The sequence below is a fragment of the Kineosporia sp. A_224 genome, from assembly GCF_002198655.1.
In the GTDB taxonomy this organism is placed as follows: Bacteria; Actinomycetota; Actinomycetes; order Actinomycetales; family Kineosporiaceae; genus R-H-3.
Map to the genome: position 1 here is coordinate 1 of NZ_MWLN01000202.1, position 23,272 is coordinate 23,272.

Consider the following 23,272-nt stretch of genomic DNA (forward strand, 5'->3'; position numbering starts at 1 on the left):
TTGCGGGGTGGGCTCGCGGCTTCGCCGCATTGCGGGGTGGGCTCGCGGCTTCGCCGCATTGCAGTTGGTTCTTCGGCCCTTCGCGGCTTCGCCGCGACGTGGAGGTGGCGGGATCCGTCGCGCATGCTCTGCGGCTCGTGCCTCGCCGCAGAGCATGCGCTCCTCCCGATTCCCACGGGCTTCATGAAATGGGTCGAGGCCCCTCGCACGGTGGTGCTGTGCGAGGGGCCTCGACCCATTTCGTGGAGGTGGCGGGAATCGAACCCGCGTCCGTCGGCGGTGAACCAGGTCTTCTCCGGGCGCAGCCTGCTACGGCTTTTCTCAGCCCCGGCGATCCAGCATGCATGTCGCCGAGCCGGGCTCAGTCACTGTTGGTGTCGCCGCAGATCCCGTGACCGGACCCTTGGCCAGTGGCCTTCTAGCTGACGCCAGCGACCGGGCCGAAGGCGTGCCCGGGCTGACGGACTATCACACTCGCTCAGGCGGCGAGGGCGTAGTCGGCGCTGTTTGTGTTAGCACCTATTGGTTTGCGACGAGGTTTACGAGATCACGTCACCTTCTCGGCCCGCTTCTCCTGGAACGACGTCCAACGTCGAAACCTGTCACCCCCTGTGCAGTTGTCAACCACGGGCCCCGAAGGCCCCGCACCGACACTGTAGCCGCCGCGCCGGACAGGCCGCGACGTCCTCTCGGTCCAACAGCCGGCGCCCGGCGCCTGTTCCCGGCGGCGCGCGGGGACGCCACGCGGGGCGATACCGTCCCGTGCCATGTCCGCAGTAGCCCGGACGGGTGATCCAGGATCACCCGGGGCGGGCCGAGACCACACATGTGACGACATCCGCCGCGCGCGACAGCCCCATGCCGCCGACGCCGCGCGCCGGTGACGCCGCCATGACCCCGCGCACGGCCGCCGGCCGCGTGCCGGTCCCGCACGGCCCGGCAGGCCCCGGGACGAGGCCGTCCCGACCCGGCCCTGCCGCGCTCGACGACACCCGGGGCGACGACGCCGCCCAGCTCGGCCTGCTCTTCGACCGGCTCGCGCAGGGCATGCTGCTGCTCTCGGCAGACGGCGTCGTCCTCGACGCCAACCCGACCGCCGCGGTTCTCCTCGACGTCCCCCGTGACGCGCTGCTCGGGTCGCACCCCCCGTTCGACCTGCCCGCCGACCCCCTCGGCCACCGCCGGCTCGTCCCGGTCACGACGTCCGCCGGGCCCCGCTGGCTCTCCGCCGCGACCACCGCCGTGACCCCTCGGATGCACGCCGCCGCCGCGTCCGTCGTCACCCTCGTCGACGTCACCGAGGACGTCGCCGTCGCCGGTGACGCGTCCGAGGCGCAGCGCCACCTCGCCGTCGCCCGCAAGCTCACCGGGATCGCGATCTGGGAGTGGGACCTGCGCAACGACACGATCCACTGGTCGCCGCAGATGTTCGCGCTCGTCGGTCTCGACCCGGGCACCCCCGTCGACCTCGACGCCTGGAGCACCTGGCTCGACCCGCAGGACCGGGAGCGCACCCGGCTCCAGGAGGAGGCGTGCCTCGCCGCCGGGGTCGGCTGGCGCAACGAGTTCCGGACGACGCCCCCCGACGGCCGGCCCCGGACCCTGCGCGCCTGGACCGAACCGGTCCACGACGGCGAGGGGAACATCGTCGGCATCATCGGCGCGACCCTCGACGTCACCCAGGAGGCCGAGCACGTCGCCGTCCTCGAGCTGAGCCGGGAGAAGTTCCGCCTCGCCTTCGACGAGGCCCCGATCGGGATGGTCATGTTCGACGTCGCCCCGGACGGCACCCGGTCCGCGCACCGGATCAACCGGGCCATGAGCGACCTCCTCGGGCGTGACCTGCCGGAGCAGCCCACGGGGCTCGCGGCCGGGGTGATCCACCCCGAGGACCGCGCCGCCGTCGCGGCCTTCCTCGGCAGCCTCACCGGTCCCGCCCCGCAGAGCTCGCTCGAGGTCCGTGCCGTCCGCGACGACGGGCGCGACATCCCCGTGTGGGTGCACGCCGCGGTCGCCGACGTCCGCCGGGACGGCACGACCCGGGTGCTGCTCCACATCACCGACATGACCGCCAAGCGGGCGGCCGAGGAGGAGCTCCAGCGGCTCGCCCTGACGGACCCCGTCACCGGCCTCGGCAACCGGACCTGCCTGGAGCAGCAGCTCGAGCAGGCGCTCGCCGTCGCCTCGCCCGCGCACCCGGTCGGGCTGCTGCTCCTCGACCTCGACCGCTTCAAGGTCGTCAACGACTCCCTCGGCCACGTCGCCGGCGACGCCCTGCTCGTCGAGGTCGGCCGCCGCCTCGTCGGGCTCGCACCGAGCGGCGCGACCGTGTGCCGGCTCGGCGGCGACGAGTTCGCCGTCCTGCTCGACCCGGCCCCCGGGGACGCCGCCCTCCTCGTCGTCGCGACGAGCGTGCGGGAGCGGCTCTCCGAGCCCTTCGTGCTCGCGGACGGCGCGTCGCTCGTGACGACGGCGAGCGTCGGCGTCACCGGGTGCGCCGAGCCGGGCCGGTCCGTCGTCGACCTCTACCGGCAGGCCGACCTCGCGCTCTACCAGGCCAAGGACGCCGGCCGGGACCTGTGCGCCGTCTTCGACGACGCGCTGCGGGCCCGCGCGGACGCCCGGATCGAGTCCGAGCTCCGGCTGCGGACGGCGCTCGCGCACGACGGCGTCCGGCTGCACCTGCAGCCCGTCGTCGACCTCGGCAGCCGGGACCAGGTCGCGGGTGAGGCCCTCGCCCGCCTCGAGCACCCGGAGCACGGGCTCATGCAGCCCGGCGAGTTCATCTCGGTCGCCGAGGACACCGGCCTCGTCGTCGAGATCGACAGCCGGATCACCGAGCTCGCCGTCGCCTACCTCGCCCGGCCCGACGTCCCCGGGCACCTGCGCGTCGCCGTCAACGTGTCGGCGCGCACGCTCGACGACCCGACCTACCTGCGACGGCTCTCGGCCGCGCTCGCGGCGCACGACGTCCCCGCCGACCGGGTGCTCGTCGAGCTCACCGAGTCCAGCCTCCTCGACGCGACCGGGCGGCGGGCCCGCGAGGTGCGCCGGCTCAAGGACCTGGGCGTCCACGTCGGCCTCGACGACTTCGGCACCGGCTACTCGGCCCTGGCCTACCTCGACCGCTTCCCGCTGGACTTCCTGAAGATCGACCGGTCGTTCGTCAACCGGCTCGGCACGAGCGCCCGGGCGGACGCCGTCGTGTCCGCGATCGTGTCCCTCGCGCACGCGCACGGGCTCGTCGTCACCGCCGAGGGCGTGGAGACCGAGGAGCAGGCGGACGCCCTGCGCCGCTACGGCTGCGACCGCGGCCAGGGCTGGCTGTTCGGCCGCCCGCAGCCGATCTGACGAACGAACCCCCGGGAGCGGGGTCAGCGGTCGGCGCGCGTCGACATCGCGCGGTCGGCCTCGCGGCGGTCCTGACGCTCGCGGAGCGTCTGCCGCTTGTCGTACTCCTTCTTGCCCCGGGCCAGGGCGATCTCGACCTTGGCCCGGCCGTTGAGGAAGTACAGCTGCAGCGGGATGAGCGTGAAGCCCTTCTCCTTGGACTGCGAGGCGAGCTTGTCGATCTCGAGGCGGTGGAGCAGGAGCTTGCGCTTGCGGCGCGGCGCGTGGTTGGTCCACGTGCCCTGCGCGTACTCGGGGATGTGCACGCCCTCGAGCCAGATCTCGCCGTTGTCGACCGACGCGTACCCGTCGACGAGGGACGCCCGCCCGGCGCGCAGCGCCTTGACCTCGGTCCCCATGAGGACGATGCCCGCCTCGTAGGTGTCGTCGATGTGGTAGTCGTGCCGGGCCTTGCGGTTGCTCGCCACGAGGACGCGCCCCGCGCCGTCCTTGATGCTCGCCTTCTTGGCCTTGCGGGCCTTCTGGTCTGCTGCCCTGCCCACGGCTGCGCCCTCCCTCCGGCGTCACGCGGCCCGCGCGGTACGGGCCGACGGACGAGTCTACGAGCCGGGCGCCGTCCACGTCGTCCGGGATTCCCGGACGACGCGGCCCCGCGGCTCAGAGCCAGCGCATCGGGTTGACCCGGGAGCCGTTCTGGTAGACCTCGAAGTGCAGGTGGCAGCCCGTCGACAGACCGGTCGTGCCCGTGAGGCCGATGACCTGCCCGCGCCGGACCCGGCCGCTGTGGACGTAGATCCGCGACAGGTGGTTCATCGAGGACGAGAGGTCGACGCCGCGGACGTACCCGTGGTCGACGACGATCTGGTTGCCGAAGCCGCCCGCCCAGCCGGCCCGGACGATCGTGCCGTCCGCCGGCGCACGCAGCGGGGTGCCGCACGCGGCACCGAAGTCGGTGCCGCCGTGCAGGCGCCAGTAGTGCAGGATCGGGTGGTAGCGCATGCCGTAGCCGGAGGTCACCCGGGCGTTGACCGGGTACGACAGGTACCCGCCGCGGTTGGTCTGCGACCCGCCGGACCCGGCGCTCGTGCCGCCGCCCGAGCCGCCTCGCGAGCTGCCGCCGGAGCTGCCCCCGGACTTGCCCCGGTCCCGCCGCTCACGGGCCTCGCGGGCCTCGCGCTCCTTGCGGGCCTTCTCGGCACGGGCGCGCAGGATCTTCTCGAGCTGGTCCTGCTCGGACTGGGCCTTCGCGAGGCGGGCCTTCTCCTGCGCCTGCTTGTCCTTGATGACCCCGAGCGCCGCGGTCTGCGCGTCGACGAGGCGGGTCTGCTCGGCCTCGGCCGCGGCGGCCCGGGACTGCGCCGCCTCCCGCTCCACGACGACCTGCGCCGCGAGCTTCTTGAGCTCGGCGGTACGGGCCCGCAGCGCGGTGAGCTTCGCCGTCCGCGCCCGCATCTCCGACCGGGCGACGACGAGCCGGTCGACCTCGCTGTTCTCGCTGCGCATGACGGCCCCGGCGACGGCCATCCGCTCGGCGAACTGGTCCGGGCTGTCGGCCTGGAGAGCGATCGAGAGGCCGGTCATCCCGGAACCCGAGTACGCCTCGCGGGCCAGGCGCCCGAGCTGGGCCCGGGTCTGCGCCTCGGCCTTCGCCTGCTCGTCGAGCGCCTTGACGGCCTTGGCCTCCTCCTCGCGGGCGACGGCCAGCTCGGTCGCCAGCTCGGCGTCCCACCTCTCGGCCGCGGCCAGCGCGGCCTGGGCCGCCGCGAGCTCGGCCCGCACGGTGACCAGGCCCGCCTCGGACCGCTTGAGGGCGACCGCGGCGTCGACGAGGTCGGCGGAGGTGCCCTCGAGGGTCTCCCGGATGTCGTCGATCTGCTTGTCGAGGTCGTTCTTGCGCTCGGTGACGCGGTCCGACCTGGCCGGACCGCCCGCGGCGGCCACGGCCGGTGCGGCCGCTCCGGCCGGGGCGGCCGACGCGGTCGAGGACGTCAGACCCGTGACGACCAGGGACGTCGCGGCGAGCACGACGACAGCACGCAGCCCGGTCGGGCGCATGGGCACTCCTCCACCGGCGTCCGCGAACGACGCCGCACACCTCGCCGTCCGACGTGGTGCTGGGGAAGTCGCCGTCGGGCAAGTCTCGACAACTTGTCGAGACTTACACCTTGAGGTATCGCCGCAGCGAGAGGAACGACGACACGCCAGCGATCAGCAAACCGACCACGAAAAGGAAGGGGACGATCGACAGCGCGTCGCCGACGGTGACGTAGTTCTCGACGAACCGCAGCGAGTTCTTCAACCAGCCCTGCACCGCGAAGTGCGTGAACGCGACGAGCACGCCCGAGGCGAGGACGGCACCCAGGAAGGCCGCGATCATCCCCTCGAGGACGAACGGCAGCTGGATGACGAGGTTCGAGGCGCCGACGAGCCGCATGATGCCGGTCTCCCGGCGCCGGGTGAACGCCGTGAGCCGGATCGTCGTCGCCACGAGCAGGACCGTGCAGAGCAGGGTCAGGCCGGCGACGAACCAGGCACCCCACTTGAGGCCGTTGAGGAGGGCGAAGAGCCGGTCGAGGAGCTGGTTCTGGTCCTGCACCCGTTCGACGCCGGGCTTGTCCCGGAAGGCGTCCGAGACGACCTGGTACTGCTGCGGGTCCTTGAGCTTGACCCGGAAGGACTCGGGGAGCTGGTCCGCGACGACGTTGTCCGCGAGGACGCTGCCCTTGAACTGCTCCTTGAAGTGCGCGTACGCCTCTTCCTTCGACTCGTAGTACACGGTGTCGATGTAGGGCTTGAGCGCAGGCGAGCCGAGGTCGGCGCGGATGGCGGCGGTCTGGTCCTGGGTGACCTCGCCGTCGGCGCAGCTCGTCGAGTCGGAGTCCTTGCCGCACAGGAAGATCGAGACCTGGACCCGGTCGTACCAGTAGCTCTTCATCGCCGAGACCTGCTTCTGGGCGAGGATCCCGACGCCGAGCAGCAGGAGCGACACGGTCGTCACGAGGATGACCGAGATCGTCATGGACAGGTTGCGCCGCAGGCCGATCCCGATCTCGGACAGCATGAACTGGAACCGCATGGTCTGTTCGCCTCTCTCAGCGCGCGTAGCCGTAGACGCCGCGGTCCTGGTCCCGGATCAGGCGGCCGTCCTCGAGCTCCACCACGCGCTTGCGCATCTGGTCGACGATCTCGTCGTCGTGGGTCGCCATGACGATGGTCGTCCCGGTCCGGTTGATCCGGTCGAGCAGCCGCATGATGCCGACGCTCGTCGTGGGGTCGAGGTTGCCGGTCGGCTCGTCGGCGAGCAGGATCGCCGGCCGGTTGACGAACGCGCGCGCGATGGCGACGCGCTGCTGCTCACCACCGGACAGCTCGTGCGGGAAACGCTGCTCCTTGCCGGCGAGCCCGACGAGGTCGAGCACCTCGGGCACCGTGTGGACGATCGCGTGGCGCGGCTTGCCGATGACCTGGAGCGCGAACGCGACGTTCTCGAAGACCGTCTTGTTCGGGAGCAGCCGGAAGTCCTGGAAGACGACGCCGATCTGGCGCCGCAGCTGCGGCACCTTCCACCCGGGGAGCCGGGCGACGTCCTTGCCCGCGACGTGGATGACCCCGCGCGTCGGCTTCTCCTCCTTGAGGCTGAGCCGGAGGAACGTCGACTTCCCCGATCCGGACGCACCGACGAGGAAGACGAACTCCCCCTTGCCGATCTCCAGGCTCACGTTGTCCAACGCGGGCCGGGTGGTGCCCTGGTAGATCTTCGTGACGTTCTCGAAGCGGATCACGGAAGGTCGTCCTCGGCCGGTCTCGGGGTCAGGTCCGTCGTCACGGAACGTATCCGCAGCGACACTGTGTAGCAGGCGTACGTCGTCCGGCCTGATCAACTCTATGCACACGGAGCGGGCCGGGCGGTCCGCCACGCACGCGGCGGACCGGGGTCCAGTGTCACACGCCCGTAAAACCAGTTGCGCGCACCGGGCCGCGCGCGTCACGCTCACGACGTCCGCGTCGAGGACAACCGCGCCCTCCCCCGGGTGCGCACCGATCGGAAGGAGACACGTCATGGCGCCTGTCAAGGGCTGTGCCCTGCCCCTGTCCTTCCGACCGAGGAGTTCCTCCGTTGACCACGTACGACCTCTCGCACGACCTGGACGACCTGTCCGACGACCCGTCTGACGACGGCAGCCACATCCCCGCGCGCCGCAGGCGCGCCGGCAAGAACGGACGCCGGGTCACGGCGTCCGACCTCGAAGGCCCGGCCCCGGGCGAGCCGCCGGGGCGCGGCCGCCCGGACGACCGATCCGACGGCTTCGACGACCCGTCCGGGCTCCCACCGGACGGGCTCACCGAGGACGACCTGCCGGACGGCGTCACGTACTCCTCGTGGTTCGGGTCCGAGCACGGCCCCACGCCACGCCCGGAGTGGGTCATCACCGACCACAACGCGCTCGACGTCGAGCGGGGCGTCGTCAAGACGGGCAAGGAGGCCGACGTCCACCTCGTGGAGCGCTGGCTGCCCGGCACGGACGCCGTGACCCTGCTCGCCGCCAAGCGCTACCGGTCGAACGAGCACCGCCAGTTCCACCGCGACGCCGGCTACCTCGAGGGCCGCCGGGTGCGCCGGTCCCGCGAGATGCGGGCGATGCAGCGGCGCACCGAGTTCGGCCGCGAGGTCATCGCCGGGCAGTGGGCGCGCGCCGAGTTCGGCGCCCTCTCCCGGCTGTGGTCGATCGGCTTCGCCGGCGGCCGCGCGCTCGTGCCCTACCCGGTGCAGCTCGACGGCACCGAGATCCTCATGGAGTTCATGGGGACGCCGGACGGCGTGGCCGCACCCCGGCTCGCCGCCCTGCGGCCGGACGTGGCGCTGCTCGCCGACCTCTGGGAGCAGATGCTCGACGCGCTCGGGACGCTGGCGCTCGCTGGGTACGCGCACGGCGACCTGTCGGCGTACAACCTGCTCGTCCACGAGGAGCGGCTCGTCCTCATCGACCTGCCGCAGGTCGTGGACGTCGTGGGCAACCCGCAGGGCCCGGCGTTCCTCGCCCGTGACGTGCAGAACGTCGCGACGTGGTTCGTCGGCCACGGGCTGCCGGAGCACCTCGCGGACGTCGGGGAGATCACCGCGCGGCTGCTCGGCGACGCCGGGCTGCGCTGACCGGGCAAGAGCCCCGCGTCGCCGGGCACGACGGACGGCGACCGGCAGCAGGTGCTGCCGGTCGCCGTCCGTGCTGCGCCGTGCGGGCCGTGCGGAGGGTCAGCTGAAGAGCTGGCCGAGCCCGCCGGCCTGCTGCTGCTGGCCGCCGCCCGGGCCGCCGAGGGGCTGGCCCTCGCTCGGCTGGACGACGACGAAGCCCGGGCCGTGGAAGGCGAACTGGAACGCCTCGCCGGAGCCGCCGCGCAGGAGCGACTTCATGTTCATGCTCGACACGACCTGCGGGGAGAGGTTCGCCGACCAGGCGACGGCGGCCTGCATGTCGACGAACGTCGGCTGCTGCGAGCAGTCGAGGATCATCGGCGGGCCGTCGCTCGTGATGGCGACGTTGCCCTGGCCCTGGATGATCGTGTTGAACGACCCGCCGGAGAGCATCCCCGCGCCCTGGACGCGGTGGACGTCCCAGGAGAGGTTCGCGTCGAACGCCAGCAGGTTGGTGCCGTTGATCGAGATGCCGTCACCCTCGAGCTGGATGAAGAAGATGTCCTCCGCCATCCGCGCGAAGAAGACCTCGCCCTGGCCGGCGACCCGCATGAGCGGGGTGTCCTCGTTGGTGAGCGCCCGGCGGATGAATTTGCCGACGCTGCCGGAGCCCTCGTGGTTGAAGGTCACCTGCCCCTGGTAGGCGACCATCGCGCCCTTCACGGCCAGGACGTCCTGGCCGAGACTCACCTTGACCATCTTGCTGTTCTGCTTGACCCACCGCTCCTGGGTCTGGACCTCGGCGTTCGCCGTGTCGAACAACTGGCTGCGCACCCTGCGCTCCTCTCGGACGGGCCCGGACCCCTGGGCCCTGCGAACTGTCGCCGGGATCATCCCAGCGTCACGCGGGTACCGACGACCAGTTGGCCGAACCGGTTCCGTGCCGTCGTCAGCCGGCGGCCTTCTCCGAGTTGAGCCGCCAGCGGATCCCGGACTCGAGGAAGGCGTCGATGTCGCCGTCGAAGACCGCGGTCGGGTTGCCGGTCTCCTCCTCGGTCCGCAGGTCCTTGACCATCTGGTACGGGTGGAGCACGTAGGACCGCATCTGGTTGCCCCACGAGCTGCCGCCGTCGCCCTTGAGCGAGTCGAGCTCGGCCTGGCGCTCCTGGCGGGCCCGCTCGAGGAGCTTGGCCTGGAGCACGCGCAGCGCGGACGCCTTGTTCTGCAGCTGCGACTTCTCGTTCTGGCAGGTGACGACGACGCCGGTCGGCAGGTGGGTGAGGCGGACGGCGGAGTCGGTCGTGTTGACCGACTGGCCGCCGGGGCCGGACGAGCGGTAGACGTCGACCTTGATGTCGTTCTCGGGGATGTCGATGTGGTCGGTCTCGGCGACGACCGGAAGCACCTCGACGCCGGCGAACGACGTCTGCCGGCGGCCCTGGTTGTCGAAGGGGCTGATCCGGACGAGCCGGTGGGTGCCCTGCTCGACGGAGAGCGTGCCGTAGGCGTACGGCGCGGCGACCTTGAACGTCGCCGACTTGATGCCCGCCTCCTCGGCGTACGAGGTGTCGAAGACCTCGGTCTTGTAGCCGTGCCGCTCCGCCCAGCGCAGGTACATCCGCAGGAGCATCTCGGCGAAGTCGGCGGCGTCGACGCCGCCGGCCTCGGAGCGGATCGTCACGAGCGCCTCGCGCTCGTCGTACTCGCCGGAGAGCAGGGTGCGGACCTCGAGCCGGCCGAGCGCCTCCTTGACCTTGACGAGCTCGGTCTCGGCCTCGGCCAGGGTGTCGGCGTCGCTCTCCTCGGTCGCCATCTCGACGAGGGTCTCGAGGTCCTCGATCTGGCTGACCATGGCGCTGAGCCGGTCGAGCTCGGCCTGGACGTGCGACATCTTGCTCGTCACCTGCTGGGCGTGCTCGGGGTCGTCCCAGAGGTCGGGGGCGGACGCCTGCTCGGAGAGCTCGGCGACCTGCTTCTCGAGCGCGCGGACGTCGCTCACCTCGAGGATCGAGCCGAGGGTCTGGCGGAGCTCACGCAGTTCTGCGGGGAAGTCGACGGCCACAACCGGTCAGGTTACGCGGAGGGCGGCCCGGGGCACGAACCAGATGCCGCCCAGCCCGCTCCCAGCGACTTCCCAGCCGGGTACCCCCAGACTGGTCCCATGGAGGAGCGAGAGGCACAGCGCATCGCCGACGGCCTGCGCAAGCACGGGATCATGGCGGCGGTGGCCCGGCCGGCGGCGTTCCGGTTCGGCATCCGGGTGCCGCTCGGTGACGGGCGCGAGGCGCTGTGGGACGTCGACGGCGCCGCCGGGCTCGAGGCGCAGGTCATGGCGAACGGGGTGCTCGTCGGGTTCGTCCCGCAGATCCCCGGTTCGGACCGGTTCACCGAGGAGCAGACCGTCGAGGCCATCGCCCGCGCCGACTACGGCAAGCCCCCCGGCACCTGACCCCCCTCCCCCGAGTTACTAGCCCGTATGACCCCTTTGCTGGGTCATACGGGCTAGTAACTCGGGGATCGCGCGGGGTCAGAAGGCGGACGAGGGGACGTCGCGCTCGTCGTCGACGATCGCCGCGAGGAGGCGGGCCACGACCTCGTCGGGGGTCTTGCCCTGCGGCAGCGTCGGCGATCGGCCCGCGATCGGGCGGGTCGCGAGGCCGGTCTCGGTGTGCGGCGGGCGGGCGTCGACGAGCCGGATCCGGCTGCGCCGCAGCTCGCGGCCGGCCGCGGCGTCGAACGCCGCGAGCCCGGCCTTGGTCGCCGTGTAGGCGGCCATCCCGGCCATCGGCTGCTCGGCGACGACCGCCGAGACGTTGAGGACGAACGGCGTCCGGCCCTCGGCGGCGCTCACGTGCAGGTGCGGGTAGGCGGCCCGGACGAGCCGGATCGGAGCGAGCAGGTTCGTCGCGACGAGCCGTTCGAGGGTCTCGTCGTCGGTCTCGACGGCCGGCCCGAACGCGACGACGCCGGCCACGTAGACGACACCGTCGAGCCGCCCCCAGGCCGCGACGGCGGCGTCGACGCACGCCTGCGGGGCACCCGGTGCGGTGAGGTCGACGGCGTGCGCGGCGGCCTTCTCGACCCCGACCGCGGCGAGCCGCCCGGCGTCCCGGCCGACGAGGGTGAGGTTCGCGCCCCGGTCGGCGAGCAAGCGGCTCAGCGGGGCGCCGAGGCCGCCGCTCGCTCCGGCGACGAGGACGCTGGCTCCATCGAGGGGGGTCAGGCGCACGACGCTGCCACGGGTCGGTGGTCTCGGCACGTCGGAGCCTTCGGCCGGGGGCGCCCTCAGCCGGCGCGGGCGCGGGCCCGGGCGGTGACGGTGACCCGGACGCCGTCCGCCCATGGCCGCAGCACCGAGGAGACGAGCGGGATCCGGGCCGTCGTGGTGAGGGTGACCTCGGCGGTGACGCCGTCCGGGGTGCCGGTGCCGGTACCGACCTGCGGCGCCGGGAAGGGCTGCAGCGGGGCGGCGACGGCGAGGTAGCCGGTGACGCTCGCGCGGACGCTCGCGTCGCTCAGCGGGACGGGGTCGGGTGCGGTCTGCTGTTCCGACCCGCCCGGTGCCGGCCCGCCCGCGCCGGCGCCGCTGGTGTAGAACCGCTCGGTGTCGATCGCGTCGGCGGCGTCGAGGGCCGCGGCGTCGGCCAGGCCCATGAGCCGGTGCCGGGTCAGGTGCACCGACGTCGCCGCCGCGACGACCGTCACGAGGAGCAGGACGACCACCGCGTAGCCGAGGATCAGCAGCGTCACCTGGCCCTCGTCGTCCGCCCGCCGGCGCCGCGGGCCGGCCCACGACCTGGCGCTCGTCACGGCGCGAGTCACGGCGCGACCGCCCGGAACGCGTCGACGGTCGCCACCTGGGTGCTGCGGATCGTCACGTGCGTCGGCACGACCGCGTCGAGCGCCGCCGGGACCCCCGGCAGCACGACGTCCACGGACACCCGGACGACGACCCGCCCGCCCGGGGTCAGGCACGGCTGCTCCGAGCACTCGACGGCCAACGCGTCCGGACCCGCTCCGAACCCCTGGTCGAGCAGGGCCAGCCGGACCGCCGCCTCCGCGGACGCCGACGCCGTCGCTGCGTCGGGGGCCGCGACGAACGCGCGCGCCGCGGCCCGGGCCCCGCCGTCCGTCGCGAACGACGCCGCCTGGATCCGGCCGAGCGTCACGACGAGGTAGACCACCGGCAGCAGCACGAGCACCCCGAGCGTCACGAACTCGACCAGGGCACTGCCCTCGTCGCGGTGCGCCCGGCCGCCCCGACCGCCCACGCCCCGACGGCCCACGCCCCGACCGTTCCCGTCGGCCCGCACGCCCCTCACGGCGCCTCCGCGACGGCATGCCCGTGCACCGTGAGCACCTGCCCCGCGCCGAGCAGCCCGACGAGCGGCAGCGGCGCCCGCACCGTCACGACGACGGTGTCCAGCCCGCCGAACCGCTCCCGCCCGGCCGTCACCGACCGCGCGTACGCCGGGGACAGGTCCGCCGCGATGAGCTCACGCGCCCGCGCCGCACCGGCGTCCGGGTCCCGGTCCGCGAGCGCCCCGAACCGGGCCCCGTCGCTCGCGCAGTCGACGAGCGTGTTCCGGACGTGCAGCACGACGGCGAGCTGGACGACCGCGACGAACACGAGCGTGACGAACGCACCGACAAGCGCGAAGTCCACGACCGCCGTCCCGCTCTCCCGGCCCGCGCCGCTCTCCCGGCCTGTGCCGCTCTCCCGGCCTGTGCCGCTCTCCCGGCCCGCGGCGCTCTCCCGGCCTGGGCCCGGGCGCCGGCCCGCGGCACGGCCGCGACGGCGCACCTCAGCCGCCGGTGACGCTGCTGACCGCCTGCTCGAACAGGGTCGTGAGCCGGTCCTGGGCGACCTGCCAGATCGCGAACACGAGCCCGGCGGTCATGAGGGTCACGAAGACCCAGCCCTGGATCTCGCCCGCGTCGTCGTGCCGCCGCCGCCCCGCCCGAGCCCGGAGCGCCCGCGCCCCGCGCGACAGCACCGCCGTCAACGTCCTCACCATGTCTCCCATCCGTAGGAACAAGTGCATCCATACATCCGTGCCGCCATGCATCCGTACTGTCGTGCGCCCGTCCGCCACCCGGGTACCGCTGCTGCTCACCGCGTCACCGGCCGAGGTCGAGGATCGCCAGCCCCGGGTACGCCGCGAAGAGCACCGTCACGGGCAGCACGAGGAAGACGACGGGGATCATCATGAGGATCTCCTTCTTGCCGCCCTCCTCGATGAGCCCGCGCCGGGTCAGCTCCCGGACGTCCTGCGCCTGCGCCCGCAGCACGTCGGCGAGCGGTGTGCCCCGTTCCAACGCAACGGCGATGCCGTCGACGAAGCGCGCGAGCACCGGCAGGCTCGTCCGGTCCGCGAGGCCCTCGAGCGCCTGGACGAGCGACGCCCCGGCCCGGGCGTCGGCCAGGGTGCGCCGCAGCTCGTCGGTCAGCTCGCCGTGGCACGTCCGCGCGACCCGCTCGAGTGCGCCGACGGCGCCCTCCCCCGCCACGACCGACAGCGCGAGCAGCTCGGCGACGGTCGGGAACTCCGCGAGCATCCGGCGCTCCCGGCGGCGGACCTGGGTCGTCAGCGCCTGGTCGCGGCCGAGCGCACCGCACAGACCGCCGACGACGAGGAGCGCGACGACGGGCACCGCGGACAGCCCGCGCCCGGCGGCCGACGACACCGCCCCCAGCGCGCCACCGGCCGCGGCGCCGGCGACGGCCCACACGACCTGCTCGGCCCGGAACTGCTCGAGCGTGCGCCCCGGCGCGAGCTGGTCGAGCCGGCGGCGCACGCTCGCCGACCCGCCGAGGAGCCGCTCGACCCATGCGACGGCGTCCGTCATGACCGGTGCGAGGAGCCGTTCGAGCGGCGCGAGCGGACCCCGCTGGTCCGGACGGGCAGCGGACGGCGCCCCGAGCAGCCGGGACGGCGGTGCGGCGTCGCGCAGGTACGGCGCGAGCCGGTCGTCGAGGACCGGCCGGCGCAGCCACGGCACCCGGGTCACGACGAGGAGCAGCCCGATGCCCGCGACGAGCCCGAGCAGGGCCCCCGTCGGCGACAGGTCACCGAAGGCGGCGTGCACGACGGCGCCGACCACGCCGGTCACCGGAGCACCCGTTCCTCGTCGGGCAGCCGACCGAGCCGCAGCATGAGCCGGTAGGCGCCGAGGCAGACGGCGCCACCGGCCGCGAGCACGCCGGCCCCCGTCGCGGAGTCGTACGCCGCGACGGCCTGCGGCCGCGACGACAGCATCGCGAGCACGAGCCACGGGGCGGCGACGGCGAGCCGGGCCCCGTTGACGGTCCACGTCTGGCGGGCCAGCAGCTCGCCCCGGGTCCGGGCGTCCTCGCGCAGGAACGTCGACAGGCTTCGCAGCAGCCGCCCGAGGTCGGACCCGCCGACCTCGCGCGTCACGCGCAGCGCCTCGCAGATCCGGTCCGCGACCGGGTCGCACAGCCGGTCCTTGAGCGCGTCGAGGCTGTCGCCGAACCGCCCCGACGCTCGGTAGTCGCGGGCGAAGGCGGCGAACGGCTCCCGCAGCTGCTCCGGGCCGCGCTCCTCCAGCTGGCCCAGGGCTTCCGGCAACGACAGCCCCGCTCGGACGGCCGACGTGAGGTTGTCGACGACCTCCGGCCACAGGTCCCGCAGGACCGTGCGCCGCCGCCGGGCCCTGGCCCGCACGTACCCGATGGGCCCCCAGCCGGCGATGAGCGCGAAGGCCGACCCGACGACCACGGACCGGCTCACCCCGACCGCGAGGAGGAACGCCGTGGCGGCCGCCCCGAGGCAGCACGCGACGAGCGCCGCCGGCGACACGGCCTCGATCCCGGCCTGCAGCAACGTCTCCCGGAGCCGGGCCGAGGGTCCGCGGGAGCCGGGCGGGGCGTCGTCCGCCGCGCCCGCGTCGTCCGGCACCCAGCACGACCACCAGACGAGGAACAGCCCTGCCCCGAGGAGCAGCCCGACGACGACACCCATGCCGGTCTCACGCCGCCAGGAGCGTCGCGAGGTCGAGCCCGACCCGCGCGAACCGGTCGGGGTGCGGCGGGTACCCGTCCGCCCGGACGAGGTCCGCGCCGCCGCGGCGGGTGAAGACGTCGGCCGTCTCCACGACGTCCGACTCGACCCGCCCGGGGACCGCGACGATCTCCTCGACCCGCCGCACGCCGTCCGGGTCGAGCGCGACGTGGACGACGAGGTCGACGCTGCTCGCCACGGTCGGGACGACGAACCGCGAGCCGACGTTCTCCCCGGCGAGCAACGGCAACGTGCACATCTTGACGATCGCCTCGCGCGCCGAGTTCGCGTGCAGGGTGCACATCCCGGGCAGACCCGAGTTCAGGGCGATGAGCAGGTCGAGACTCTCCTCCTGGCGCACCTCCCCGACGACGAGCCGGTTCGGCCGCATCCGCAGCGCCTCCTTGACCAGGCGCCGCAACGGGACGTCACCGGTGCCCTCGAGACTCGGCTGGCGGCACTGCATCCCGACGACGTCCCGCAACGGGACGCGTAGCTCGAAGACCTCTTCGCACGTGACGACCCGCTCCCGGGGCGGGATCGCGGCTGCGAGACAGTTGAGCAGGGTCGTCTTGCCGGCCTGGGTGCCGCCCGAGACGAGGATGTTCAGCCCGGCGGCGACGGCCCCGGTGAGGAAGCGCGCGGCGTGCGGGGTGAGGGTCCGCAGGGTGACGAGGTCCTCGAGCCGGGTGGCCCGCACGGTGAACTTGCGGATGTTCACCGCGACGTGGCGCCGGGTGATGTCGGGGACGACCACGTGCAGCCGCGAGCCGTCGGGGAGCATCGCGTCGACGAAGGGCGAGGACAGGTCGACCCGGCGCCCGCTCGTCTTGAGCATCCGCTCGACGAGGTCGCGGACCTCCTCCTCGGTGAGGATCGTCGTCGTCAGCTCGCTGACCCCGCCGCGTGCGACGAAGACCTTGCCCGGCTCGTTGATCCAGACCTCCTCGACGTCCGGGTCGTCGAGGTACGGCTGCAACGGACCGAACCCGGCGACGTCGTCGAGCACCCGCTTCACCGCACCCGCGGCGTCCGCGAGCGGCGGCAGCGCACCGGACACCGACCGGTCGTCGTAGTCGGCGACGACGTCCTCGACGAGACGACGCACGCCGCCCGGGTCCCGGGCCGGGTCGAGCCCGCGCCGGCGGATCAGCTCGCGCACCTCGTCGGCGACGATCGCCACCGCGTCCACGCCACCTCCCGGGGCTCGCCGGGGCCCTCGCCCGGCGGAGATCACGCAACCTATAGGTGATCTTCGAACTCGTCATCGGCTGTCCACAGGTCCGTGACGAACGGCATGACAACGGGGCGGTTATCCACAGGCCGGCGGCCGCGGGACGCGGATCGTCGGTCCCCCGGCGCAGACTCCCCGGCCATGACGACCACCTCCGCGCCACGGTCCACGGCGCCGCCCGGGGCGGCTCCCCCACCGGTCGGGCGGCTCGCCGTCCGGCTCACCGTCGTCGACCGCGGCCGGACGGCGGCGCCGTGCGACGTCGTGCTCGAGGCCCCGGCGGGCACGGGCCTCGCCGTGGCCCGCCCTGCCCTGGAGGCGGCCGCCGGCCTCGCGCCCGGCCGCCCGATCTCCGTCGGCGGCATCGCGCTGGACGGCGAGGCGGTCGTCGGGCGACCGCCGCTGCTCGACGGTGCGGTCCTCGTCGCCGGGCCGCCCGGGCCCACGGCGGCCGCCGCCCCGCTGCTCGAGGTGCACGTCGTCGCCGGGCCGGACGCCGGCCGCCGGGTCGCGCTCGGCCCGGGGCGATGGGTGGTGGGCCGGGGACCGGACGCGACGGTCCGCGTCGACGACCCCGACCTCTCGCGGGCGCACGCGGTCATCACCGTCACGCCGGGCGAGGTCGTCGTCGAGGACCTGGGGTCGACGAACGGGACGGCGCTCGCGCCACCGGGCGGCGTGCCGGAGCAAGTCCCGGACGGCGCCCCGACCCGGTGGGAGGACGGCGTGCACCTCGTCGCGGGGTCGTCGCACCTCGTGCTGCGCGGCCCGGACGACGACGAGCCGGCGGCAGCCGTCCCCGACGGGCTCGGCCACCTGCTCGTCAACCGGGCACCCCGGGTCCGGGTGGACGACCCGGAGCCGACCGTGCGCTTCCCCGACCCGCCGCCACCCGCGCGGCCGCCACGGCTGCCGTGGCCCGCGCTCGTCGTCCCGGCCGTGGTCGCCGTCCCGATGGCCCTGGTCTGGCACCAGCCGGCCTTCCTGCTCCTCGCGCTCCTCACGCCGCTCGCGCTGCTCGGGCAGCACCTCGTCGAGCGGCGGGGCGGACGGCGGGACGCGCGCCGGGCCGCCGCCGAGCACGCGACGGCCGTCGCCGACGCTTCCGAGGCCCTCGCCGTGGCCCTCCGCCTGGACGCCGCGCGCCTGGACAGCACCCACCCCGACCTCGGGCGCCTCACGACCTCTGCGGCTGGGCCGACCCGCCGGCTGTGGGAACGGGCGGCCGGCGACGACGACGCGCTCGTCGTCCGGGTCGGGCTCGGCCCCGTGCCCGCCCGGGTCCGCGTCGAGGGGCCGCAGGCGCCGACGGCCGAGCACACCCTCGGCCCGGTCACGGTCGACCTGCTCGTCGCGGGCGTCCTCGGCATCGCCGGCGCCCGCGGGCCGGCGAACGACCTGGCGCGCGCCGTCGTCGCCCAGGTCGTGACGCTGCACACGCCGCAGGAGGTCCGGGTCGTGGTCCGGTCGTCGGACCGTGACCGCAGTGCCGGGTGGGCCTGGACGGGCTGGCTGCCGCACCTCGACGGCGCTCCGGACGGCGCCCTCGCCACCACCCTCGGGGACCTGATCGCGGCAGGCGCACCGGGCGGCCCCGCGGTGGTGGTCGTCGTCCTCGACGGAGCGCACGACCTGCGGCGCGACGCCGCTGTGGCCGAGGTGCTCCGCCGGGCCGCCGCGCAGGCCCGGGCCACGGACCACCGCAGGGAGGTGCCGCGGTCCAGGGTCGTCGCCCTCTGCCTCGACGACGATGTGTCCCGGCTGCCGGCGGAGTGCCTCGCCACGGTCGTTCTCGGGGCGCCCAGGACCGGGGCGTCGGGCGTCGAGGCCGTGGTGCGCCACGACGGGCGGTTCCGCCGCTGCGTCCCGGACGGGCTCGGCCCCGGGACCGCGGCCCGGCTCGCCCGCGACGTCGCCCGGCTCCGGGACGCCACCCCGCGGCCGGACGGCTCCGCGCTCCCGGCGAAGGTCACCCTGCCGGAGGTGGCCCGGCTGCCCGGTCCGCCGGCCCGCTGGGGCGCCGCGATCGCACGCCGTTGGACGCGGCCGCCCCGGACCCCGCCCCCGCTGCGGGTCGTCCTGGGCCGCGGGCCGGACGGCCCCTGGACGGTGGACCTGCGCGCCGACGGGCCGCACGCCCTCGTCGCCGGGACGACCGGCGCCGGCAAGTCCGAGCTCCTGCGGACGTTCGTCGCCGCACTCGCCGTCGAGCACCCGCCGACCGAGGTCGCCGTCCTGCTCGTCGACTACAAGGGCGGGACGGCGTTCGCCGGGCTCGAGGACCTGCCGCACGTCTGCGACCTGCTCACCGACCTCGATGCGCACGGCGCCCGCCGTACGCTCACGGCGCTGCGGGCGGAGCTGCGCCGACGGGAACGGGTGCTCCGGGCCGCGGGCGCCGCCGACCTCGACGGCTTCGACCGGCTCGCCGCCGGAGACCGGGCGGGCGCCGCGCCGATGCCGCGGCTCGTCATCGTCGTCGACGAGTTCCGGGTGCTCGCCGAGGAGCTCCCGGACCTGCTCGGCGGTCTCGTCCGGGTCGCCGCCGTCGGCCGCTCGCTCGGGGTCCACCTCGTGCTGGCGACCCAGCGGCCCGGCGGCGTCGTCACCGCGGACATGCGGGCGAACCTCAACCTCCGGGTCGCGCTGCGGGTCCGTGACCGGACCGACTCCGACGACGTCGTCGAGGCCCCGGATGCGGCGGGCCTGCCCGCATCGGCGCCCGGGAGGGCCGTCGCCCGGACCGGCGGCGGCGACCTGCGGACGGTCCAGACCGCTCTGCTCGCGCTGCCGGACGCCGCGGACGACGCCACGGTCCGGGTCCGGGTGGCCGGGGCACCCGGCGGCGGTGCGGCCATCCGGACCGGTGCGCCCGGACCGGGCGGGGACGGGCCCCCGGACGCGGTCGCCGGCCTCGCCGCGGCGTGCCGGGAGGCGGTCGCACGCACGGGTGCCGCCGCACCGCCCCCGCCGTGGCTGCCGCCGCTGCCGGACGTGGTGCTCCTCGCGGACGTCCCACCGGACCACGCACCCGGCGCCGGAGCCGGCGACGCACCGGACGTCGTGCTCGGGCTGGCCGACCTCCCCGACGAGCAGCGCCGGACGGCACTGTCCTGGGACGTCGGCCGCGGCCACCTGGCCGTCGTCGGCGGCCCGCGCTCGGGGAGGACGACGGCGTTGCGGGCCGTCGTCGCCGGTCTGCTGGCCCCCAGCGGCACCGTGCACGTGCACGTGCTCACCGGACCCGGTGCACGGACCGTGCCGCCGGACCTGCCGGGGATGGGCACCGTCGTCACCGTCGACGACGTCGAGCGCGCAGCCCGGCTGCTGCGGCACCTGGCGACCGAACCCGTCCGGACCCGGTGGACGGTCCTCGTCGTCGACGGCTGGGAGCCGGTCGCGGACGCCCTGCGCGCGCACGACCGGGGCCGACCCTTCGACGACCTGGTGGCGGTCGCCCGTGACCGCGGCACCGACGGCCTGCGCGTCGTCGCCGCCGGCGGTCGCAGCCTGCTCACCGGCCCGGTCGGCACCCTGCTGCCGACCCGGTTGCTCCTGCCGACGGCCGACCCCACCGACCTGCTCGTCGCCGGGCTCGCGTCGCACGAGCTGCCCACCACGATGCCGCCCGGCCGGGTGCTGCGGCTCGGCACGGCGGGCGACGGTTCCCGGTCTGTCGTCGAGGCGCAGGTCGGGCTGCTCGACCGTGACCCCGCCCCGGCGGCGCAGGAGGCGGCGCTCGTCCGGCTCGCCCGTGCCCCGGCAGCCGGTCGTGGGCAGGGCGGGGCGCGGCCCCTGCGCCTGGTGCCGCTGCCCGGGCTCGTCGACGTCGCGGACCTCGACGCCTGCGAGGACCGTCTCATCCACCTCGGCGGCAGCCTCACGCCCGATGGCCGGGGCGGTCCCGGAGACCTGGGAGGCCCGGCGGGCGTCGTCGTCGGACTCGGCGGGGACGACGCCACGCCGGTGCTGCTGCCGCTGCCGCCCGGCGAGGTCGTCCTCGTCGCGGGGCCACCGGGTTCCGGACGGACGACGGCCCTCGCCACCCTGGGCCGCCAGGTCGGGCGGACCGGCCGGCCGGTCGTGGGAGCCGGGCCCGACGGAGTCGGCGCGGCGACCGCGACCGCGACCGCGACGCCGACGGCGACGGCGACGGCGACGGCGACGGCGAGACCGCACACCCAGGCGGCCGTCGTCCTTGTCGACGACCTCGACCGGCTTCCGGACCACGTCCAGGCCCAGATCGAGGACCTCGTCGCGGCCGGTGCGACCGCCGTGGTCGCCGCGACCGCGGCGGACGCCGTCGTCGCCTTCCGCGGCCTGCTCGCCGCGGCGCGCCGGTCGCGGTGCGGGCTGCTGCTCGGCACGTGCGGCCCCGGCGAGGCGGAGGTGCTCGGCGTCCGTGACGCACTGCCCCGCACCACGGTCCCGGGCCGCGGCGTCGCGGTCGTCCGCGGCCGCGCGACGCCGGTCCAGGTCGCGCGCGCACCCGCCGACGCCGCGATGGGAGAGTGATCAGGCAGCAGCATCACCGACAGGAGGCCGACGTGACGACGAGGACCCGGGTCCGGGCCGCCCGCCCCGAGGACGTCCCGGCGATCCTCGGCCTGGTCCGCGAGCTCGCGGAGTACGAGCGCGAACCGGACGCCGTCGAGGCCGACGAGGGCGACTTCCGCACCGCGCTCTTCGGCCCCGCCCCGCGCGTGCACGCCTTCGTCGCCGAGGTGCTGCCCGACGACGACACGGCCGGCGGCAGCACCGGCCCCGGCACGGCCGGCGACACCGACGCCGCCCGGTGGGAGACGCACGCCCGGATCGCCGGGACGGCCGTCTGGTTCGTCAGCTTCTCGACCTGGCGCGGCCGGCACGGCATCTGGCTCGAGGACCTCTTCGTCCGCCCTGTGTACCGCGGCCTCGGGCTCGGGCAGGCCCTCCTCGCCGAGCTCGCGGCGGAGTGCGAGCGACGGGGCTACGCCCGGCTGGAGTGGAACGTCCTCGACTGGAACGAGCCCGCGCTCGGCTTCTACCGGCGGCTCGGGGCCGAGCCGCTCGAGGAGTGGACGGTCCACCGGCTCACCGGCGACCCCCTGCGAGCGCTCGCCCGGCAGACCCCCGACGCAGCCGGGACGGCGGGATCACCTGGAACGTCGCCGGCCCAGGATCGCCGGTAGCGTCGGATCGACTCAGCCCGTTACAGGCACGGGACGTGGTCGGTCGTACGGTCTGTGTAACACCCCCGGCCGCTCGGCCGATGTGCAGCCAAGGGCACGCAACGGGTCGCACGGGGCAGCGAGGGGTAGATTCCATGATCACAGTCGTCGGGCAGAGCGGGAAGACCAACGTGACGGATGTCGTCGAGCTCCGCGTGCCCGCAGATCCTGCCTACCTCACGGTCATCCGGACGGCGAGCGCAGGCCTCGCGGCGCGGCTCGACCTGACCCTCGACGAGATCGAGGACCTGCGGATCGCCGTCGACGAGGCCTGCGCGCTGCTGCTCGGCCACACGACGCACCCCGACGCGCACCTCTACACGGAGTTCACGATCCGTCCCGGCGCCCTCGACGTGCACGTCCGTGGCCCGGCCCGGACGCTCCCCGACCGGTCGAGCTTCGCCTGGTCCGTCCTCGAGGCACTCGTGGGGCGGGTTGAGACCGGGGCCACCGAGGAGGGATGCTGGATCCGGTTGAGCCACACCGGGGGTCGGAGGGCGTAGTGACGAGGGACGGCAGCGCGGCACGCGCGGCGACCGAGCCGTCCCCGCAGCTCCATCCTGCGGACGCCGCGGTGGTCCCGTTGCTGCGGCGGCTGTCGACGATCGACGCCGACGACCCGGCGCACGCGGTGCTCCGTGAGCAGATCGTGGAGAGCCAGCTCGCCCTGGTCCACCACCTCGCCCAGCGCTTCCGCGGGCGGGGCGAGCCCTACGACGACCTCGTGCAGGTCGGCACGATCGGGCTGCTCAACGCCGTCGACCGGTTCGACGCGAGCCGCGACTCGTTCACCGCCTTCGCCGTCCCGACGATCCTGGGCGAGATCCGCCGGCACTTCCGGGACCGGGGCTGGGCCCTGCGGGTGCCGCGCCGGCTCCAGGACCTCAGCCGCCGGGTCGCCGAGGCGCGCGAGACGCTGACCCACTCGCTCGGCCGCTCCCCGACCGTCCCGGAGCTGGCCCGCCACCTCGACGCCGACGCCGACCTCGTGCTCGAGGCGATCGACACCGGCTCCGCCTACGCGACCGTCCCGCTGCCGAGCGTCCCCGACGACACCCAGCCGACGCTGGGCGAGGTCGACTCCGGGATGGAGCTCGTCGAGAACCGCGAGACGCTGCGCCCGCTCCTCGAACGGCTCCCGGCCCGCGAGCGCACGATCCTCGCGCTGCGCTTCGGCCGCGGGATGTCTCAGTCCCAGATCGCCGCCGAGGTGGGCGTCTCGCAGATGCACGTCTCCCGGCTCCTCGCGCGCAGCCTGTCCACGCTGCGGGAGAACCTCTCCGACGAGGCCTGACCGGTCGGTCCCGGTCGAACATCGCTC

The 23,272-nt window shown here is 74.7% G+C and carries 21 protein-coding genes and 1 other RNA gene; 7 read left to right on the forward strand and 15 right to left on the reverse strand.

Features of this window, described 5'->3' with window-relative positions; genetic code table 11:
• Nucleotides 1-240 precede the first annotated feature (240 nt).
• Nucleotides 241-610, reverse strand: a transfer-messenger RNA (tmRNA) gene (gene ssrA, locus EDJALFJO_RS24160).
• Between the two features lie 281 nt (nucleotides 611-891).
• Between ssrA and EDJALFJO_RS24165 the strand changes: the two genes are divergently transcribed.
• Nucleotides 892-3,351, forward strand: coding sequence for a bifunctional diguanylate cyclase/phosphodiesterase (locus tag EDJALFJO_RS24165; protein WP_158220553.1), 2,460 nt, complete (start codon nucleotides 892-894; stop codon nucleotides 3,349-3,351).
• Nucleotides 3,352-3,374: 23 nt separating this feature from the next.
• Here the strand turns inward: EDJALFJO_RS24165 and smpB are convergent, their stop codons facing one another.
• The 4 genes from smpB to ftsE all read right to left on the reverse strand — a co-directional run bounded on the left by smpB (nucleotide 3,375) and on the right by ftsE (nucleotide 7,133).
• The gene (gene smpB / locus EDJALFJO_RS24170) at nucleotides 3,375-3,845 is read right to left on the reverse strand and encodes an SsrA-binding protein SmpB (protein ID WP_143448768.1); all 471 of its coding nucleotides are present in this window, start codon (nucleotides 3,843-3,845) and stop codon (nucleotides 3,375-3,377) included.
• A 163-nt stretch (nucleotides 3,846-4,008) separates the two neighbouring features.
• Nucleotides 4,009-5,406 (reverse strand): M23 family metallopeptidase, encoded by a 1,398-nt coding sequence (locus EDJALFJO_RS24175; protein WP_088288882.1) that lies wholly within the window; start codon nucleotides 5,404-5,406, stop codon nucleotides 4,009-4,011.
• A 103-nt stretch (nucleotides 5,407-5,509) separates the two neighbouring features.
• Nucleotides 5,510-6,427: a permease-like cell division protein FtsX gene (gene ftsX, locus EDJALFJO_RS24180; protein ID WP_088288883.1), complete on the reverse strand. Its 918-nt coding sequence runs from the start codon at nucleotides 6,425-6,427 to the stop codon at nucleotides 5,510-5,512.
• Between the two features lie 16 nt (nucleotides 6,428-6,443).
• Nucleotides 6,444-7,133, reverse strand: a complete 690-nt coding sequence (ftsE, locus tag EDJALFJO_RS24185; RefSeq protein WP_088288884.1) for a cell division ATP-binding protein FtsE — start codon at nucleotides 7,131-7,133, stop codon at nucleotides 6,444-6,446.
• Between the two features lie 404 nt (nucleotides 7,134-7,537).
• Between ftsE and EDJALFJO_RS24190 the strand changes: the two genes are divergently transcribed.
• Entirely contained in the window at nucleotides 7,538-8,503 is a 966-nt protein-coding gene (locus EDJALFJO_RS24190; protein ID WP_088288965.1) for an RIO1 family regulatory kinase/ATPase, read from the forward strand.
• Between the two features lie 99 nt (nucleotides 8,504-8,602).
• On the opposite strand, the gene EDJALFJO_RS24195 is transcribed toward EDJALFJO_RS24190, so the two are convergent.
• Together EDJALFJO_RS24195 and prfB are read right to left on the reverse strand one after the other, a co-directional pair.
• Complete coding sequence (locus tag EDJALFJO_RS24195; protein ID WP_088288885.1) at nucleotides 8,603-9,316, reverse strand: AIM24 family protein; 714 nt, start codon at nucleotides 9,314-9,316, stop codon at nucleotides 8,603-8,605.
• Between the two features lie 115 nt (nucleotides 9,317-9,431).
• Nucleotides 9,432-10,544 (reverse strand): peptide chain release factor 2, encoded by a 1,113-nt coding sequence (prfB, locus tag EDJALFJO_RS24200; protein WP_088288886.1) that lies wholly within the window; start codon nucleotides 10,542-10,544, stop codon nucleotides 9,432-9,434.
• 99 nt (nucleotides 10,545-10,643) lie between these two features.
• Between prfB and EDJALFJO_RS24205 the strand changes: the two genes are divergently transcribed.
• Nucleotides 10,644-10,931, forward strand: a complete 288-nt coding sequence (locus EDJALFJO_RS24205) for a hypothetical protein (RefSeq protein ID WP_088288887.1) — start codon at nucleotides 10,644-10,646, stop codon at nucleotides 10,929-10,931.
• A gap of 78 nt (nucleotides 10,932-11,009) precedes the next feature.
• On the opposite strand, the gene EDJALFJO_RS24210 is transcribed toward EDJALFJO_RS24205, so the two are convergent.
• From EDJALFJO_RS24210 to EDJALFJO_RS24245, 8 genes are all read right to left on the reverse strand, one after another.
• The gene (locus EDJALFJO_RS24210) at nucleotides 11,010-11,711 is read right to left on the reverse strand and encodes an SDR family oxidoreductase (protein ID WP_233150011.1); all 702 of its coding nucleotides are present in this window, start codon (nucleotides 11,709-11,711) and stop codon (nucleotides 11,010-11,012) included.
• Nucleotides 11,712-11,767: 56 nt separating this feature from the next.
• A complete protein-coding gene (locus EDJALFJO_RS24215; RefSeq protein ID WP_143448755.1) occupies nucleotides 11,768-12,292 on the reverse strand; it encodes a pilus assembly protein TadG-related protein in 525 nt (174 codons plus the stop codon).
• A gap of 8 nt (nucleotides 12,293-12,300) precedes the next feature.
• Nucleotides 12,301-12,768 (reverse strand): pilus assembly protein, encoded by a 468-nt coding sequence (locus EDJALFJO_RS24220; RefSeq protein WP_233150012.1) that lies wholly within the window; start codon nucleotides 12,766-12,768, stop codon nucleotides 12,301-12,303.
• A 32-nt stretch (nucleotides 12,769-12,800) separates the two neighbouring features.
• Nucleotides 12,801-13,148, reverse strand: a complete 348-nt coding sequence (locus tag EDJALFJO_RS24225) for a TadE/TadG family type IV pilus assembly protein (RefSeq protein WP_198950598.1) — start codon at nucleotides 13,146-13,148, stop codon at nucleotides 12,801-12,803.
• Nucleotides 13,149-13,287: 139 nt separating this feature from the next.
• Nucleotides 13,288-13,500: a hypothetical protein gene (locus tag EDJALFJO_RS24230; RefSeq protein WP_198950611.1), complete on the reverse strand. Its 213-nt coding sequence runs from the start codon at nucleotides 13,498-13,500 to the stop codon at nucleotides 13,288-13,290.
• A 103-nt stretch (nucleotides 13,501-13,603) separates the two neighbouring features.
• Complete coding sequence (locus EDJALFJO_RS24235; RefSeq protein WP_198950599.1) at nucleotides 13,604-14,596, reverse strand: type II secretion system F family protein; 993 nt, start codon at nucleotides 14,594-14,596, stop codon at nucleotides 13,604-13,606.
• A complete protein-coding gene (locus EDJALFJO_RS24240) occupies nucleotides 14,593-15,468 on the reverse strand; it encodes a type II secretion system F family protein (RefSeq protein WP_088288891.1) in 876 nt (291 codons plus the stop codon). Before EDJALFJO_RS24240 ends, EDJALFJO_RS24235 begins: the two co-directional genes overlap by 4 nt.
• Nucleotides 15,469-15,475: 7 nt before the next feature.
• Complete coding sequence (locus tag EDJALFJO_RS24245; protein WP_088288892.1) at nucleotides 15,476-16,699, reverse strand: CpaF family protein; 1,224 nt, start codon at nucleotides 16,697-16,699, stop codon at nucleotides 15,476-15,478.
• 183 nt (nucleotides 16,700-16,882) lie between these two features.
• Here EDJALFJO_RS24245 and EDJALFJO_RS24250 point away from each other — a divergent pair, with 183 nt between their 5' ends.
• The 4 genes from EDJALFJO_RS24250 to EDJALFJO_RS24265 all read left to right on the forward strand — a co-directional run bounded on the left by EDJALFJO_RS24250 (nucleotide 16,883) and on the right by EDJALFJO_RS24265 (nucleotide 23,245).
• Nucleotides 16,883-21,256, forward strand: coding sequence for an FtsK/SpoIIIE domain-containing protein (locus tag EDJALFJO_RS24250; RefSeq protein ID WP_158220554.1), 4,374 nt, complete (start codon nucleotides 16,883-16,885; stop codon nucleotides 21,254-21,256).
• Between the two features lie 32 nt (nucleotides 21,257-21,288).
• On the forward strand, nucleotides 21,289-21,912 hold the full coding sequence (locus EDJALFJO_RS24255; protein WP_088288894.1) for a GNAT family N-acetyltransferase: 624 nt from the start codon (nucleotides 21,289-21,291) through the stop codon (nucleotides 21,910-21,912).
• Nucleotides 21,913-22,046: 134 nt separating this feature from the next.
• Complete coding sequence (locus EDJALFJO_RS24260; RefSeq protein ID WP_088288969.1) at nucleotides 22,047-22,454, forward strand: ATP-binding protein; 408 nt, start codon at nucleotides 22,047-22,049, stop codon at nucleotides 22,452-22,454.
• Nucleotides 22,454-23,245: a SigB/SigF/SigG family RNA polymerase sigma factor gene (locus tag EDJALFJO_RS24265; protein WP_158220555.1), complete on the forward strand. Its 792-nt coding sequence runs from the start codon at nucleotides 22,454-22,456 to the stop codon at nucleotides 23,243-23,245. Before EDJALFJO_RS24260 ends, EDJALFJO_RS24265 begins: the two co-directional genes overlap by 1 nt.
• Nucleotides 23,246-23,272: the final 27 nt, after the last annotated feature.